Here is a 14,775-nt window from a genome sequence, read left to right as displayed (position 1 = left end):
ATGTTCAGTAACTGTGAGCGCAAAGCAGGACGCACAGAGCGGTGCGGCTACAGAGTATTTTTCCTACGCGGACTTCGGTCTCGCGTTCTTCCATCGCGCGATCTCCTATGAACGGATTCTGTCGGCGGTATCCGGAATAACCGGAGCGCCCATCGAATTCGGGCCGATCGGCGCCGGTCCAGGGCGCATCGCAAAAGTAACGGCCCACGGTGTCGTGAATGACCCAGTGGTGTCGCGCATCTCGGAGGACGAACCACTTCGGTTCAATCTTCATATCCCGGTCGACCTGAGATTCGTGGTGCGGCTGACGGGGACGGTTCATAGATTTCGGGCCGACGTCGCCGTCGATCTTAAGCTCACGGCACGAGCAGCGAAACCGCTGCGCGCGATCATTGAAGTTGAACCGCCGCACCGCAGTGATGTCGCGGTCGACATTCGCGCCGAGGGTCTCGCGTCGAGCGTGCTTCAGATCGTTTCGGGGATGGAGAACGAAGTGAAGCGATTCGTCGCCAAGTACATCAAAGAGGAAGTCGCGAAACCGCATGTGCAAAAGGCACGTGACGTGGATCTGGGCCCGATGATCGACGCGGCCGAGTACTGAGCCGATCAGCCCGGGCGCACCGACACAATGCGGTCGTCGCCAGGCTCGGGACGTCCGCGACCGTCCCGGTTACTCGTTGATACCCACAGTTCGCCGTCCGGCCCGGTGACCGCGGCCCGGAGTCGGCCGTATTCACCGAGAAATGAGCGCGGCTCGCCGGTTGCGCCAGTCGCGGCGTCGGTGATGGGAATTTCCCATAATCGGTTGCCGCGCAGGGCTGCCATGTACAGCACGTCGTCGACGATGGCGAGCCCCGCGGGTGATGCTTCCGCTGGCCGCCAGACATGTGCCGGATCGACGAAGCGGTCGTCGTCGCCGATACCCTCGACTTCGGGCCACCCATAATTCGCGCCAGGCTCGATCAGATTGAGTTCATCCCACGCGCTAGCGCCGAATTCTGAGGCCCACAACCGATTCTGTGAGTCGAACGCGAGCCCCTGAACGTTGCGGTGTCCCAGGCTCCACACCACTGAGTCACCCGGGTTTCCGGAAGCTGGTTCGCCATCTGCTGTCATCCGGAGTATTTTCCCCGCGAGCGACTCTGGGTCTTGTGCGCTCTGCTGCTCCGTCGCATCGCCTGTCGAGGCGTACAGGTAGCTGTCCGGGCCGAATGTCAGAGCGCCTCCATTGTGGATCCGGGCCGCGGGAATGCCGGTGAGGACCGGTTGCGGTGCGGTGAGGGCTGGGCGTGTGTGCTCGTATGTGTACCGAACGATCCGGTTATCGGCCGCCGTCGTGTAATAGACAAAGACATGATTATCCTCCGCGAAGTCGGGGGACACGGCGATTCCCATCAATCCGCCTTCGCCGCTGTTGTCTACCTCGGGGATTGCTGCAAGCTCAAAAGCCGCTCCGCCGTCTCCGAGTTGCAGCACCCGGCCAGCGTCGCGTTCGGTAACCAGCGCTTCACCGCTGGGCAGAAAATCGACATCCCACGGCACCGCGAGGTCCTCGGCGATCACCGTGACCGCCATGCTGGTGTCCTCCGCGGGCGGCGGTGTGGCTTGTTGCGCACAACCCGCTAGCGCCGCGGCCACCGCGCAGGTAGTGGCCGCGGTCCGCCAAGCGGGGCTGCTCATCGATCCTTACGTTTGCGTGTCGTAGCCGAGGCCGATCTGCGGTGAATCGGGACCACCTTCGGAGAGTTCGTCCCAATGCTTCGCCATATATGCAGCAAGGCCAGCCAATCCGGCCGCGCTCGTCACCCAGAGGGTGCCGCGCAGAACGCGGGCCTTCTTAGAGCGTTGCTTGCGTGCCGGAGCATCCGTGTGGCGTGCCTTGCGCCGTGCGCGCAGACGCTGTGCTGCCAGGAGTCCGATTCCGGCTGGGCCGCGGGCGATTGTGAGACCTGCGACCGCCGCCTTACCCAGCGTCTTCGCCGTGGGAGACGACGTATTCTCGGTCTTCTCTTCTGCAGTGGCGATCGCATCATCCAGGGCCGTCTCCTGGGGAGCGTTCATCCTCTCACCCCTCTCGAAGTCAACTACGTCTCCACCCTGTCACGATCCCTCAGCTGATGGTGCCGGAATGGTCCGTGTTCGTTGGGAGCGAAGCGCCGCGACAATCGCGGCACAGGCTGCTTCCACGGAGTCGTGCTCCCAGATGCGCAAAACCATCCATCCGGATGCTTGCAGCGCCAGGGTCTGGCGGCGGTCTCGGGCCGCGTTACCAGCAAGCTTTGGATTCCAGTACGTGCTATTGGTGCGTGGTGCGGCGCCGTGCTCGGGACAGCTATGCCAGAAGCAGCCGTCGATAAAGACCGCCACTCGCGCGCGCGTGAACACGATGTCGGGGCGAATGAGCATCCCGCCCTCCCGCAGGGGGAGATCTTTGCGGAAGCGGTAACCCTGCCGGTGCAAAGCGGAGCGCACCAATCGCTCCGGCTCGGTCCCTGACCGCTTGATTGCCGCCATGTTGCGCGACCGGCCGGGAGTCGGCGGTGTGAAGTCGGCAGCGCGCGTCATGGCCTCCACCCTGCCACGGCGCGCGAGTTGTCAGAAAGGTTCAGTCCTGGACACGTTCGAGGACGTCCGGGCACTCGGCACCGCCAAGCACGTCGATGAAGGTGATCGTGGCTTCCACCAGTTCGTCCGGGCTCGATATCGGTGACCAGTGTCCGGCGTCGATTGTGCGCCGCCACAGCGCCGACGCGAACTTCCCGTAATCGTCGTAGCCCGCAGGCCGGACCGCGCGATCGCGCTCGTTGACGATCACCTGTACCGGGACGTTTGTGGGGCGGGGTGCGGGCCGAACCAGCCGTGAAGTGATGTTCGCCCGGTAGCGCTTGACGCCATTGGCCATGTCTGTCGCTAATGTCGCGGCAGGAACGACCCGGGCCGGATCCATGCCGTCGAAAAGCCCCAGAAAACGTGGCCAGTTGCGGGCCATCACCGTCCGGAGGAAAGCCTCAGGGAGCAGGGGGAGATGAAACAGGTACGTATAGTACGACGCCAGCCCCTGTTCCAGCGGACCAGCAAGGTTTCGTATGGTGGGGCGCTTGATGCGATCACGCACCCAGTAGCCGAGGATGTCGAGATTTGGGCCGGACGTTACCGTGAATGAGGAAACCCGCTCGGCGCCCTCGGGGTGGCAGATCGCTTCCCACACCTCCACGCCGCCCCAATCGTGGGCCAGGACATGCACTGGCCGGCCCGGGCTCACCGCGTCGACAACGGCATTGAAGTCAGATGCAAGTTTCGCCAGTTCATACTCTGATGCGCTTGTCGGTGCGGAACTCTCGCCGGCGCCGCGCGTGTCATACATGACAACACGGAACCGATCAGCGAGGCCCGGTACGACATAGCGCCACAGGTCGTGCGTGTCTGGCCAGCCATGCACCAGCACGATCGTCTCGCCAGCCAGATTTCCCGTTTCGAAAACTGCCAGCGATACGTCACCGTTGGTGACAGTTCTCCGTTGAACGTCCACGGCGCTGATCATACGACTCTCCAGTTCGCCCAGGTGTTGCAATTCGGCAGAGTATACCAATCATTACTGTGTCAATGTTCGTTGTCACTGTTCGCTAAGTGTTCGAACGGGCCCACGGGCGGGGCAGGAAGCGCGTCGAGACCACCACGGGGCGGAATGGCAACTGTGGACGGCGCAGTGTGCGCGCCATCCACTCGCCGAGCACGACACCCGCCGCGAGTGCCACACCGATCGCGAGCGCGTTGGCGAGGTTAGCTATTCCCTCAAACCGGTCATCTGCGACCAGCCCATACAGACCGCGGTAGATCGAGAGGCCTGGCAGGAGCGGGGTGATTCCCGCCACCGCGACGACCAGGGGTGGTACCAGCGCGCGGCGAGCAACGAGACCACCCGCGAAGCCCACGAGAATCGCTGCTGTGCCAGCGGCTGCGAGAGTGCCTGCTTGCGCGTTGACGGTGATGAGGAAGGTTGCCATCCCCGCGGCGCCGCCCAGCGCTGCCGCTGTCAGCGCGCGCCGCTCCGCATAACTCGCGAGTGCGAACGACATTGCGGCGACCGCACCCGCCAGTATCTGCACCGGCATGCGGGTGAAGCCCTGTACCAGGGTGGTCCCGATCATCGGCAGCTCAGCGCCAAGCTGCTGGCTCACTTGCAAGGTCAGCGCGACACCGGTGATGATGCCGGCGGTCATCATCACGACCTCGAGAAGACGTGCCGACGCAGTAATTGGCGCTCCGGTGATGGCGTCTTGCACGGAGCCGACGAGCGAGAGCCCGGCAAGAAGCACGACGATCCCGGTTGCCACAATCTGCGAGGGGTGCACGGTAATACCGAGGGGGCCGCTCAGCGCGTACATGATCGGCGCCGGGATCGTCGCGATGATTCCGCCCACCACTTGCTGGAAGAACAACGGCAGGCCGAGCTTGTTGAGCGCGAGGTTGGTCCGGTAGATCACCACGGTTGTCAGAAACGCAACGATTGCGATCACCGGTCCGGCGCCGAGCAGCACAGCCACCGCCGCGGCGAGCCCAGACCAGCCAAGTCCCGCCACCCAGCGCGGATATGGGTGCGGCGCGGACACGATCGTGTCGAGAATCCGGTGCGCCTGCGCCGGTGTCAGCGCGCGATTGCGCATCCGCCGGAGCAGCCGGTCGACGGCGGAGAGCCGGGAGAAATCCAGGGAGCGGTGGTGCACCACGCGCATCGTGGTCGCCGGAGGCATAGCGGCGCCGCGATGCGCGGTGATGAAGATCGAGTTGTAAGTCACATCGACTTCACATTGCTCGAGGCCGTAGGTCGAGGCGACGAACTGGATCTGGGTTTGCGTGTCTATCGCTCCGGTCCCTGAGTCCAGCAGGACGGCGCCGACGCGGACAGCGAGGTCCAGTGTTTCGGTTACCGCAGCGTCATCGGTGAGATCGATCGGTTGCAGCGGGAGGATCGCTGGCAACGCCGCGGTGTCGATAGTCGCTGGTTGTGCGCGTTCGCCGAACAGCATCGACGTGAGGCGCTGCGACCACCTGCTCATGCTGGATTACGTCCCCTCTCGCGGAATGTGGCGTGATTGTTGAGGCAAGTGCTGCAGCTCTGCAGCCACCCAACTCGCAACAGCTAGTGAACCGTTCTTCTTCCATGATGGCGAGTCCCGTTCCGGAGTGCGATGTGGGGGTGGTCGCTTCACATACTGAACCTGGTGTGTTGCGCAGGAGCAAAACTTGTCAGACCGATACCGTACGGTGCGAGACGACAATCAGGCGGCGGGCATTGGAGGAACCGGTGACGGAGGAGTTGACGTGCTTGGAGATCTGCGCTGGAGCAGGCGGGCAGTCACTCGGACTTGAGACCGCTGGGTTCCGGCATGAGCTCGCTGTCGAGATCGAGCCCGAGCCCTGTGAAACGTTGCGGCTCAACCGGCCGGACTGGAAGATCCACGAGGGTGACGTACGGGAGGTTCGGGGCCGTGATTTCCGCGGGATCGATCTGCTGGCGGGCGGAGTGCCCTGTCCGCCGTTCTCGATCGCGGGGCACCAACTCGGCGCGGACGATGAGCGTGACCTCTTTCCGGAGGCACTTCGGCTTGTAGCGCAGGCGCGGCCTGCCGCTGTGTTGCTCGAGAATGTTCGCGGGCTTTCCAGCGCGCGGTTCGCTCCCTACCGGCAGTCAATCCTCGAGCGGCTCGATTCCCTGGGGTACGACGCCGACTGGCAGGTTCTTAACGCCTCGGAGTTCGGGGTTCCGCAACTTCGGCCGCGGTTCATTCTCGTGGCTGCCAAACGGCGCCATATGCGACGTTTCGAGTGGCCGGGCGCGAAAGGAACGCCGCCCACGGTCGGCGAAACGCTGTATCCCTTGATGGCGCGAGACGGGTGGTCTGGAGCGCGCCGCTGGGCAGGAGGAGCCAAGGGGATCGGCCCGACGATCGTCGGGGGGTCGCGCAAACACGGCGGGCCAGATCTTGGGCCCACGCGTGCTCGCGCCAGCTGGTTAGCACTCGGCGTGGACGGTAAGGGCATCGCTGATGCTCCGCCCGGCGCTGAGACCCCGGCCGACTTCACGCCGAGACTCACACTCGAGATGGTGGCTGCGCTGCAGGGCTTCCCACCGGAGTGGCAATTCTTCGGGCGCAAGACCGCCGCGTACCGGCAGATTGGCAATGCCTTCCCACCGCCGGTTGCCGCGGCGATCGGCGCGTCGATCAGCCGGATGCTGGCGGGCGCACGGGGCAGCGTTCCGCGCCGCCACGCGCTACGTGTGGTCAAAGCAGCGGGATGAGGAGGTCATCCAAGCGTGCCGCGGCTACGTCGCGGCGGGCGGCAGGCAGCGTTGGCGCAGCAGTCACCGCCGCTTCGCCCGTGCGTGCCTGACGCCATAGCGAACCTTCGATCTCAGCGGTCGGGGCCGCATCGGTAGGCAGCGCGGGAACAACCCGGATGCTTACGAACTCGCCGGGCTGCGGTACCTCTGCGCCAAGGGCACGAGCAATCGCGCGGTGCGCAACATAATCTCCGCCAGTGATCACGATGCCTTCTGCCTGCAGCGTGGAGCGGGCGCCACCGTTCGCGCGCACCCGCTTCATGTAGTCATCCTGCTCCGCCACGGTAGCCACCGTGTTGCGTCCGATCCGGCGATTAGTGACTCTGCGGAACAGTTCGTTGACGCGCTGCTGGCCGGTAGGGAAGGCGAAAATGCCAGTCACCACTGCGGGGTCCACCCGGAGCAAGACGTTCGGGGGCAATTCGGCGTCCTGGTGCAGCCAGACGATTCCCGCTACGCCGGCGGGAGTCAGCGCGGTCTTGCCGTCGCGGTTCACACTCAGCCGACACGTCTCGGGCCGGGCACGGACGACGCCGACACTCCACGTGCCCGCCTGGTCGCTCGCCGTGCACGCGAGAATCACGTGCCCGATAGCCTCCGGCGGCAGCATCCAGCCGCCGGAGCGCTGCGAGAACTTGCAGTCAACATCGTGGCCGCGGACCTTGTAGTCGAGTAGCTCGCCATCGTGCAGCACATCACCGAACTCGCGGCGCAAGTTGATCTCGATCAGCGTGCCGAAATGCGTCTTCTCTGTCTTGTACAACTGGTCCCAGCAGTATCGTCCAGTGTGCTGACCGTCGTACAACTGATCGAAGGTTGCCCGGAAAACGGCGGCGAATCGCTCACCCCGCGGATCAGCGCGCCGGAGCGCCGCCGCTATCTCATCGACGACCGGATCGGGGACTCCTGTACTAAAGGGGTGTGCGCCGAGCTCCTCCAAATCGAATAGTGCGTCCGCCTGGTGCGTGCCCGGTGCGCCGACGTGCGCAGCAGCACCAAGAGGCAGGAAACTAGAGTCGTCGTGCACCCCGTCACTGTAATGCCGGCGCGCCGTCAGGTTGAGACGCGGTGCGAAGCGTGTAAAGCGAGCAGGAGGCCAGGACCGTAATGGGAAACGCGGAGTCAGGCGGCCCGGTGGCGTCCGGGCACGTACGGACCGGAGACGCACACATCCACTTCGAGACGTACGGCCGGGATTCGAGTGCACCCCTGGTTCTGTTGCATGGCAATGGCGAAGACCTGCGCTCACTTGATCAGCAAATCGGCGCCTTCGCTGAACACTATCGCGTGATCGCGATCGACACTCGTGGTCACGGCAGGTCAAGCCACGGCACGGTCCCGTGGGATTTCCCGCTGTTCGCCAGCGACGTTCTGGCCGTGCTGGACGAACTGAAGGTCCGTTCGGCACACTTTTTCGGATACAGCGATGGCGGCAACATCGTGCTGCAGCTCATTAGTGACCACCCGCAGCGGGTACGTTCCGCCGTGGTTGTGGGGGCAAACCTCGATCCCACCGGGCTGCACGCATGGACGCGGGCTGTGCTGGCGGTTCAGCGCGCTGCACTTGCTGTCCTGGCCCGCGGCACCCGGCGCGCAGCCCCAGCTCTGGCGCGTGTGACACTGATGACGAATCATCCGCACCTCGACCCGGTCAGGCTGCGGCGCACGCACGTCCCGGCGCTGGTAATCGCGGGAGAACGGGATGTCGTTCGGACAGCGCACACAGAACTGATCGCCCGTTCGCTGCCAGGTGCACGTCTTGAGATTATCCCTGGGGCGAAACACGAGATTCCCTTCGACCATCCCGAGCGCTGCAACGCCGAAGTGCTTGAATTCGTGCGGGCCACGGATGCGTAGAAGGCCTGGTGCGCGCGTCACCGGATCACTGCTGATTGCTGGGGGAGCAGCGGGCTTCGCGGCAGCAGTCCTGCTGACCCTCGAGCGCATCCGCATGTTCAGTGACCCCGGATACGTGCCCGTATGTGACTTGGGCGCAGCATTCTCGTGCGGGCGAGTGCTGCTGTCCTGGCAGGCCGAGGTGTTCGGTTTCCCGAATACGTATCTCGGCCTTGCGGGCTTCCCACTAGTGGCAGCGGTGGGCGTGCTCGCGCTGGGGCAGGTGCGGATACCACGGTCGGTGGCGTGGGTCCACCTTGCCGGAGTGATCGCCGCAACCGGGTTCGCGGTGTGGCTGGTGTATCAAAGCACCGTTGTGCTAGAGGCTTTGTGCCCCTATTGCATGGTGGTGTGGGCCGCCATGCCGCTGGTCATAACTGGCGCGGTGAGGTTAGCGGCGCTAAAGCCACCAGTCGTCGAACGGTGTGACCGGGACGGTCCGCTTGTGCCGTGACGCCAGGTATAGGGACTCGAGTCGCTGCGCGGCCGCAGCGCTCACGTCACCGCCCTCGAGATAGTTGTCGATCTCCTCATAGGTCACGCCGAGCGCCGCCTCGTCGGGAAGCGCGGGACGGCCGTCTTCGAGATCTGCGGTCGGGACCTTTTGCCAGATGCTCTCGGGCGAGCCGAGCGCCTGAAGTAGCTGTTTGCCTTGCCTTTTGGTCAGCCCCGCGAGGGGCATGACGTCGGCGCCGCCGTCGCCGAATTTGGTGAAGAATCCGGTGATGGCCTCGGCCGCATGATCGGTACCGGCCACGAGCATCCTGAGCTGGCCCGCAAGTGCGTATTGGGCGATCATGCGCTTGCGCGCCTTGATATTGCCGCGCACGAAGTCGCTGATGCCGGTGGCGCTGTCCGCGCTTTGGACGCTGGCTAAAGCTTGGGACGTTTCCGCTGTGATCGAGTCGGTGCCCGCTTTGATGTTCACTGTCACCGTGTGGTCAGGCTCGATGAAGTCGATCGCCACTTGGGCGTCGGACTCGTCTGCCTGGACGCCGTACGGCAGCCGCACGGCGACGAACCGCGCCACAGCGCCGTCGGTGCGCAGCTCGGATACCGCAATCTGACACAGTTTGCCGGCGAGTGCGCTGTCCTGTCCGCCGCTTATCCCCAGGACGAAGCCTTCAGTACCGGTCGTGGCGAGGTAGTTCTTCAGAAAATCGACTCGGCGCCGGATCTCAGAGGCAGGGTCGATTTCGGGTGTGACCCGCAGTTCACGCCGGATAGCTTCACGCAGACCGTCCATGAGGACCCACAATACTTGGGGTCCCCGCTGAGTCAGCGAGCGTCGCGCTCTGCATCTGGCCGGAGATGGTCGCGGATTGCCCGTAGCGCCTCGAAAAATGGCGCGCGCACGTCGGCTGGGACGCCATCGAGGAAAGCATCCTGCACGATCGTGAGGTGTCCTGGCAGGACCTCCAAGACCTTGTCGATGCCCTTGTCAGTGATAACGGCTGTGGTTCCGCGCCGGTCATCGGGGCTAGTTTCCCGCGTCAGGAGGCCACGTGATTCGAGGCGATCGACGAGGCGAGTCGCCCCACTGTTGGTGAGCCCCGCTTGCGCGGCAAGATCGGACATGCGGAGACTGCGCTCCGCGCTACGGCTCAGGCGCAGCAATGCCTCGAACTCCGCGGGTGCGAGTTCATGCTCGCTGATCTGACTTGCTGTTCGCGCGGTAAGCGCACCGTGCGCCTCAACGAAGAGGCCCATCAGCGTGATTCTGGGGTCGTTAAAGAGCCCGGGGTCGTCCGCCATACCGAGAATGTTAAGGCTTCACGATCGTGAAGTCCTTGCTCGCACAAAAGCTTGTGGCGGTAGCCACAGTCCCGTGGGCGGTATTCACCGCCCGGGGGCGACGCTCCGTATCACGAGGTATTCCCATGCGGCCACGAGATCATCAAGGGAAATACCTTGTGAGTGATGCTGATAAAGCACATTGGGCGTGGCGAGGCAGCTGAGAAGCGAGTAGGCGAGCAAACGTGGGTCAATCGTCACCTGGGCCTCGGTCAAGAGATTCGTCACATGGGTGTGTTCGACGATGCGAGGCGGGGCCCGGAATGACTCGAACGGTTCTCGCTCCGCTTGCAGTTGCAAGTCGCCGTGCTCGAGAAGAAACCGCAATCGCGCCTCTCCGTATGCAAGCAGGCGATCAAGCGGCGGCGCACCGGGACCAAGTGGTGGCGGGCCAAAGAGATACCCGTGCTGGATTTCTTTCTCAGCCTCGTCGAGGAGGGCGAACATAAGCCCGGAACGGCTGCCGAATCGCCGGAATACCGTCCCTTTGCCCACGCCTGCGTGCTGCGCGAGCCGCTCCATGGTGAGCGCTGCGGCGCCCTCCGTGCGGACGATCTCCCGAGCGCTGCAGATGAGACGTTCTCGGTTGCGCACCGCATCTGCCCGCGCTATCGGAGGGCCTGGCGCGAAGTTTATGCCGACGGGGTCGGGACGCGGATTCGTCATCGAGGGCATCGTAACCGCGCATCCAGTGGTGTGACGATTGCCACTATACGTGCGCGCTGGAATTAAGCGGACCACGGTCCGGTTTGAACTGTATGTGAGCGGCACTGCCGCAGCCGATTGACGCAAGCACTGGAGGGCAGTATGGGAACGAACAACGGGAAGACCGCAAAGGTGGCAGTACTTGTTGGCAGCCTTCGCGGCGGATCCTTGAACAGGGAGCTGGCGGAACTGGCGGTGGCGAACGCGCCTGCCGGTGTGCAAGTCGAAATAGTCGAGGGCCTCGGTTCGGTGCCGTTTTACTCCGAAGACATCGATAGCCCCACTGAGTTGCCGCAGCCTGCCGCGGAACTCCGAAGTGCGGTTGAGCGTGCGGATGCGCTTTTCCTGGTGACGCCCGAATACAACGGCACCCTGCCCGCGGTCCTCAAGAACGCAATTGACTGGCTGTCTCGTCCTTTCGGGGAGGGTGCGATCAAGGACAAGCCCGTTGCAGTCGCTGGGATCGCGGCCGGTCAGTATGGCGGCACCTGGGCGCATGACGACGCTCGCAAGTCGGTTGGAATCGCCGGGGGCAAAGTTGTCGAGGGGGTTTCGGTCTCCATTGGCGGTGCCTACCAGCGCTTCGCGGAGGTGCGACCAGGGGCTGACGCCGAGGTGGTGGCACAGATTCGTCACGCGATCGAGACTCTGGCTGGCGACGTCGCCCTCGTCGCTTAGGAAGATTGCGCGCTGCTAGCTATAGTGAAAATCATTATCGTGTAGCTAGGAGGCAGCCATGAAGGTCCGCAAATCACTGCGGTCACTGAAGAACAAGCCAGGTGCTCAGGTCGTCAAGCGCCGGGGCAAGGTGTTCGTGATTAACAAGAAGGAGCCACGATTCAAGGCTCGGCAGGGCTGACCGCCCAGGTCGTAGTTATAGTGTGACTTAACTTCGCGCGGTTGCCGCCGCTGTGCGGTAGACAGAATGAATCAGCAACGCTGACACCAGCTACCGCGCAGCGGCAAGCGGCGAGGAGTCACCTGTGACCACATCTAAGACGGCAAGACCCGCCTTCCCTGGGTTCGTCGCGAGCTCACCAAGCGCGCAGCACTGCTTGACAGTGCTCATTCGGGGCGGCGAGTTCCGCAGCGCCAACTTCGTCGTCCCGATCAGCGACGGGGGCCTGAAGATTAGCGGCGGCGTGCAGGATGGGGCGTTTGTCGCGCCGTCGGACGGCAGTCACGGCATCTACGGCAAGGCGCTCGCTGTCCCCGGCGGTGTCACCGGTGTGGGTGCCGTCTCGCGGGCACTAGGTTCAATGGGCAACGTGACGGCACAGGTGCAGGCTGTGAAGCCCCTTGTCATCAACGACCTGCTCGCGTTTGATCTCACCCTGTTCCTGCGCATTCATGTGCAGAACCCACTCGTGGGCGGCGAGTGCTACATCGGAACTCCAAGCGCGCCACTCACTGTGCGTATGCAGCGCATTGAGGGTGACGACTACATCCCGATTCTCAAGCGCGACGGGGTTCCGTCCAGCGTGATTGCGATTGGGAACGTGAACGTCGCGGCCTCCAACTTCAGGGTGCCCGCGGTTACCGGCGCCGGGCCGCTCGGCGCCTTCAATACCGTCGTGAATGTGCGCGCTAGTTTGCCGAACTCGGGCGTCTCCACGTCCCTGAAGATCAAGGCCGACGCGTACCTGGCGCAAAACCCGGACTATGCTGGCGGCTGATCACCGCACCGGTTCACGGTTCTTTGCGAACAACCTCAAGAAGGTCGGGACCGCGGCGCTGCAGCGCTTGCGCTGCGAAGCGCTCGCCCACACGCCACGCGCCGTAGCCCAGCAGAGCACCTGCGGGGACAGCCAGCCACGCAATCCAGCCGCCCGGGGCCGTCACCAGCGCTAGCCCGAAAAACACTACGGCGATGGCGGCGATTGTGACGAGCAGCGAGGCGAGCGAAGCGGTATTGAACGAGCCGCGCGTAGAGAACGGGTTGCCCTGCTTCGCCGATGGCACCGGATACGGCGCGAGGACCGACGACAGAGCCAGCGCCGCGGCGCCGACACCCAGTACCGCGAGGAAAGCCGCTACGTCATACGGCAGCGCGTCCGTTCCCCGGTCGTAGAACACGTACCTGCCAACCAGCACAAGCAGGAGAATCGGTGCGGCGAAAGCCATCCAGGCGACCTGCTTACCGCGAATGTCATACCGGGCACCATGCGGTATGACGAGAACCTGCCACGTAGAAGGTCCGTCGAAGCCGTACAGATTCAGAAAGCCAGAAAGAAGCGCAATGGTCATGACCGGCAGCGCGATGGTCAGGTATATATCGAACCCCTCCATCACAGCGGGGCCGACGAAGAGGAGGACCAGGAACATCGGAACAACGATCAGTGCAGCCTTGCGCCGCGGGTCGCGCCACAACAGTGCGAACTCTTTGCTCACGGCGGCGGCTAATGCGCTCGATGGGCTGCGCCTCGCGCCCGCGCGCCCCCGGCGCTTAGTGTCACCAGAGCCTGACTCCGTCCCCGGCCACTGCATTTGCCGGGTGACGACGGGGACCGATGCCGCAGCGATGAGTGCCACACTGACACTCAGCGCCACCATCATCCCTAGTGCCCCGGCCCACGCACCCGTCACCGCGAGCTCGGTTGCGTGTGCGGCCCAGCCGAAGGGCAGCGCCCGCAGCAGCGTGTTCAGCCATGGCGGGTCACCGTCGAGGACAGCGGGCACGATGAGTTGCATCGCCATGTAGACGAGCCACAGTGTGGCCCCGAGGATGACTGCCGCGAGCATCGCGATGTCCCGGCCGCGACGCGTACTCGCCAGTGCGGTGAGCAACAGGCCGGTCAGCCGCGCAAGGCCGACGATCAGAGCTGTCTGCAGCACGACCGCGGGGACGGCGACCACCCCCGCGACCCACGTTTGCCGCAGCGCGTAAAGAATAGGGGCGCCCAGTCCTATGAGGGTGATCACCACCGGTCCGGTCGCAAAGGACGTCACTAAGAACGCGACAGCGAACGTGCGCGGGGGTACCGGAAGCAACGCAAACTGGGTCGGGCGCAGACTGCTGCCGATGGTGCCTGCAACGAACGGCGTGAAGAGCCAGATGACACCCCACGTGGCAGCAATCAATGCGATCATGTCCGCCACCGCTCCGGGCCGTTCGAAGTCCGCGAGCCCAACGGCGAGGGAGCCGAGGCCAGCGAGGGCGCCCACGACCGCGAGCACGATGTAGAGAATAAGCCGGTTGCCCGAGTAGTTGTTGCGCGTGATGATCCAGCGCAGCCGCATCAGGAGCGCAACCACGAAAGCTCCTCTCCGCCGTCGGTGCGCCCGCCGACGAGCCGGACGAAGACATCTTCGAGCGGTTCGCTGCCGCGTACCTCATCGATGGTGCCCGCAGCGGCGATTGTGCCGTGCGCCATGATCGCCACGTGGGTGCAGATTTGTTCAACCGTCGCCATGACATGGCTGGAGAGAATCACTGAGCCTCCACCCGCGACGAAGCGCTGCAGGATTTTCCGGATCGTCGCGGACGAGACCGGGTCGACGGCTTCGAATGGTTCGTCAAGGAGCAGTAGTCGAGGCGCATGGAGCATCGCGCACGCCAGTCCGATTTTCTTGGTCATGCCTGCGGAGTAGTCAGCGACGAGTTTGCTTTCAGCATCCCGCAGGCCGAGCACGTTCAGAAGGTCATCGGTTCGCTGCGTCACCGTGGCTTTGTCCATACCCCGCAGCAGCCCCTGGAACGTCAGCAGTTCTCGGCCAGTGAGCCGGTCGATCATTGTCAGCCCGTCGGGCAGGACGCCGAATAGGGTTTTCGCGGTGGTGGGGTCCGACCACACGTCGTGCCCGAACACCGCGGCGCGTCCAATATCGGGGCGCAACAGACCGGTGGCCATAGCGAGGGTCGTAGTCTTGCCAGCACCGTTCGGTCCGACCAGTCCGTAGAAGGATCCCTTTGGCACGGTGAGTGTCAACGACCGCACGGCCGGTGTTGCACCGAACGACTTCGAGAGCCCTTCGAGATAGAGCGCTGAATCAGACACTGAGTAAGCCTCCTGAAGCGGTTTTGTAACAGCCTGCCG

18 protein-coding genes are annotated in these 14,775 nt (G+C 64.0%); 7 read left to right on the top strand and 11 right to left on the bottom strand.

Going from position 1 to position 14,775, the window contains the following annotated elements:
* The first annotated feature begins 13 nt into the window (after window positions 1–13).
* On the top strand, window positions 14–601 hold the full coding sequence (locus tag ONR57_RS02625; protein WP_265121314.1) for a hypothetical protein: 588 nt from the start codon (window positions 14–16) through the stop codon (window positions 599–601).
* Between the two features lie 5 nt (window positions 602–606).
* Here ONR57_RS02625 and ONR57_RS02620 read toward each other — a convergent pair whose 3' ends face one another.
* From ONR57_RS02620 to ONR57_RS02600, 5 genes are all read right to left on the bottom strand, one after another.
* Complete coding sequence (locus tag ONR57_RS02620) at window positions 607–1,680, bottom strand: sorbosone dehydrogenase family protein (protein WP_265121313.1); 1,074 nt, start codon at window positions 1,678–1,680, stop codon at window positions 607–609.
* Between the two features lie 6 nt (window positions 1,681–1,686).
* Window positions 1,687–2,061 (bottom strand): hypothetical protein, encoded by a 375-nt coding sequence (locus ONR57_RS02615; RefSeq protein ID WP_265121312.1) that lies wholly within the window; start codon window positions 2,059–2,061, stop codon window positions 1,687–1,689.
* A gap of 39 nt (window positions 2,062–2,100) precedes the next feature.
* Window positions 2,101–2,565 (bottom strand): very short patch repair endonuclease, encoded by a 465-nt coding sequence (locus ONR57_RS02610; RefSeq protein WP_265121311.1) that lies wholly within the window; start codon window positions 2,563–2,565, stop codon window positions 2,101–2,103.
* A gap of 40 nt (window positions 2,566–2,605) precedes the next feature.
* The gene (locus ONR57_RS02605) at window positions 2,606–3,529 is read right to left on the bottom strand and encodes an alpha/beta fold hydrolase (RefSeq protein ID WP_374116373.1); all 924 of its coding nucleotides are present in this window, start codon (window positions 3,527–3,529) and stop codon (window positions 2,606–2,608) included.
* Window positions 3,530–3,623: 94 nt separating this feature from the next.
* The gene (locus ONR57_RS02600) at window positions 3,624–5,057 is read right to left on the bottom strand and encodes a threonine/serine exporter ThrE family protein (RefSeq protein ID WP_265121309.1); all 1,434 of its coding nucleotides are present in this window, start codon (window positions 5,055–5,057) and stop codon (window positions 3,624–3,626) included.
* Between the two features lie 260 nt (window positions 5,058–5,317).
* Between ONR57_RS02600 and ONR57_RS02595 the strand changes: the two genes are divergently transcribed.
* A complete protein-coding gene (locus ONR57_RS02595) occupies window positions 5,318–6,301 on the top strand; it encodes a DNA cytosine methyltransferase (RefSeq protein ID WP_279347400.1) in 984 nt (327 codons plus the stop codon).
* On the opposite strand, the gene ONR57_RS02590 is transcribed toward ONR57_RS02595, so the two are convergent.
* The gene (locus ONR57_RS02590; RefSeq protein ID WP_265121307.1) at window positions 6,285–7,370 is read right to left on the bottom strand and encodes a NaeI family type II restriction endonuclease; all 1,086 of its coding nucleotides are present in this window, start codon (window positions 7,368–7,370) and stop codon (window positions 6,285–6,287) included. The genes ONR57_RS02595 and ONR57_RS02590 overlap by 17 nt on opposite strands.
* Before the next feature lie 80 nt (window positions 7,371–7,450).
* Here ONR57_RS02590 and ONR57_RS02585 point away from each other — a divergent pair, with 80 nt between their 5' ends.
* Window positions 7,451–8,200 carry an alpha/beta fold hydrolase gene (locus ONR57_RS02585; RefSeq protein WP_265121306.1) on the top strand — a complete coding sequence of 250 codons (750 nt, stop codon included), beginning with the start codon at window positions 7,451–7,453 and terminating at the stop codon, window positions 8,198–8,200.
* Complete coding sequence (locus ONR57_RS02580) at window positions 8,193–8,693, top strand: vitamin K epoxide reductase family protein (protein ID WP_265121305.1); 501 nt, start codon at window positions 8,193–8,195, stop codon at window positions 8,691–8,693. Before ONR57_RS02585 ends, ONR57_RS02580 begins: the two co-directional genes overlap by 8 nt.
* Here ONR57_RS02580 and nadE read toward each other — a convergent pair.
* The 3 genes from nadE to ONR57_RS02565 all read right to left on the bottom strand — a co-directional run bounded on the left by nadE (window position 8,640) and on the right by ONR57_RS02565 (window position 10,699).
* Entirely contained in the window at window positions 8,640–9,485 is an 846-nt protein-coding gene (gene nadE, locus ONR57_RS02575; protein ID WP_265121304.1) for an ammonia-dependent NAD(+) synthetase, read from the bottom strand. The genes ONR57_RS02580 and nadE overlap by 54 nt on opposite strands.
* Window positions 9,486–9,517: 32 nt before the next feature.
* Window positions 9,518–9,994: a MarR family winged helix-turn-helix transcriptional regulator gene (locus ONR57_RS02570; RefSeq protein ID WP_265121303.1), complete on the bottom strand. Its 477-nt coding sequence runs from the start codon at window positions 9,992–9,994 to the stop codon at window positions 9,518–9,520.
* 84 nt (window positions 9,995–10,078) lie between these two features.
* Complete coding sequence (locus ONR57_RS02565; RefSeq protein ID WP_265121302.1) at window positions 10,079–10,699, bottom strand: TetR/AcrR family transcriptional regulator; 621 nt, start codon at window positions 10,697–10,699, stop codon at window positions 10,079–10,081.
* A gap of 141 nt (window positions 10,700–10,840) precedes the next feature.
* On the opposite strand from ONR57_RS02565, the gene ONR57_RS02560 reads away from it, so the two are divergent.
* From ONR57_RS02560 to ONR57_RS02550, 3 genes are all read left to right on the top strand, one after another.
* Window positions 10,841–11,416 carry an NAD(P)H-dependent oxidoreductase gene (locus ONR57_RS02560; RefSeq protein ID WP_265121301.1) on the top strand — a complete coding sequence of 192 codons (576 nt, stop codon included), beginning with the start codon at window positions 10,841–10,843 and terminating at the stop codon, window positions 11,414–11,416.
* Window positions 11,417–11,474: 58 nt separating this feature from the next.
* Window positions 11,475–11,597 (top strand): type B 50S ribosomal protein L36, encoded by a 123-nt coding sequence (gene ykgO, locus ONR57_RS02555; protein WP_265121300.1) that lies wholly within the window; start codon window positions 11,475–11,477, stop codon window positions 11,595–11,597.
* A 124-nt stretch (window positions 11,598–11,721) separates the two neighbouring features.
* The gene (locus ONR57_RS02550) at window positions 11,722–12,414 is read left to right on the top strand and encodes a hypothetical protein (RefSeq protein WP_265121299.1); all 693 of its coding nucleotides are present in this window, start codon (window positions 11,722–11,724) and stop codon (window positions 12,412–12,414) included.
* Window positions 12,415–12,427: 13 nt separating this feature from the next.
* On the opposite strand, the gene ONR57_RS02545 is transcribed toward ONR57_RS02550, so the two are convergent.
* Window positions 12,428–13,993: a hypothetical protein gene (locus tag ONR57_RS02545; RefSeq protein ID WP_265121298.1), complete on the bottom strand. Its 1,566-nt coding sequence runs from the start codon at window positions 13,991–13,993 to the stop codon at window positions 12,428–12,430.
* Complete coding sequence (locus ONR57_RS02540; RefSeq protein WP_265121297.1) at window positions 13,978–14,736, bottom strand: ABC transporter ATP-binding protein; 759 nt, start codon at window positions 14,734–14,736, stop codon at window positions 13,978–13,980. The genes ONR57_RS02545 and ONR57_RS02540 overlap by 16 nt, the downstream gene beginning before the upstream one ends.
* Between the last annotated feature and the right edge of the window lie 39 nt (window positions 14,737–14,775).

It is taken from the genome of Hoyosella sp. YIM 151337, assembly GCF_026041215.1.
Lineage (GTDB): Bacteria > Actinomycetota > Actinomycetes > Mycobacteriales > Mycobacteriaceae > Hoyosella.
Note: the sequence above shows the minus strand (reverse complement) of the source record. Positions and strands in the feature narration are given on the sequence as shown.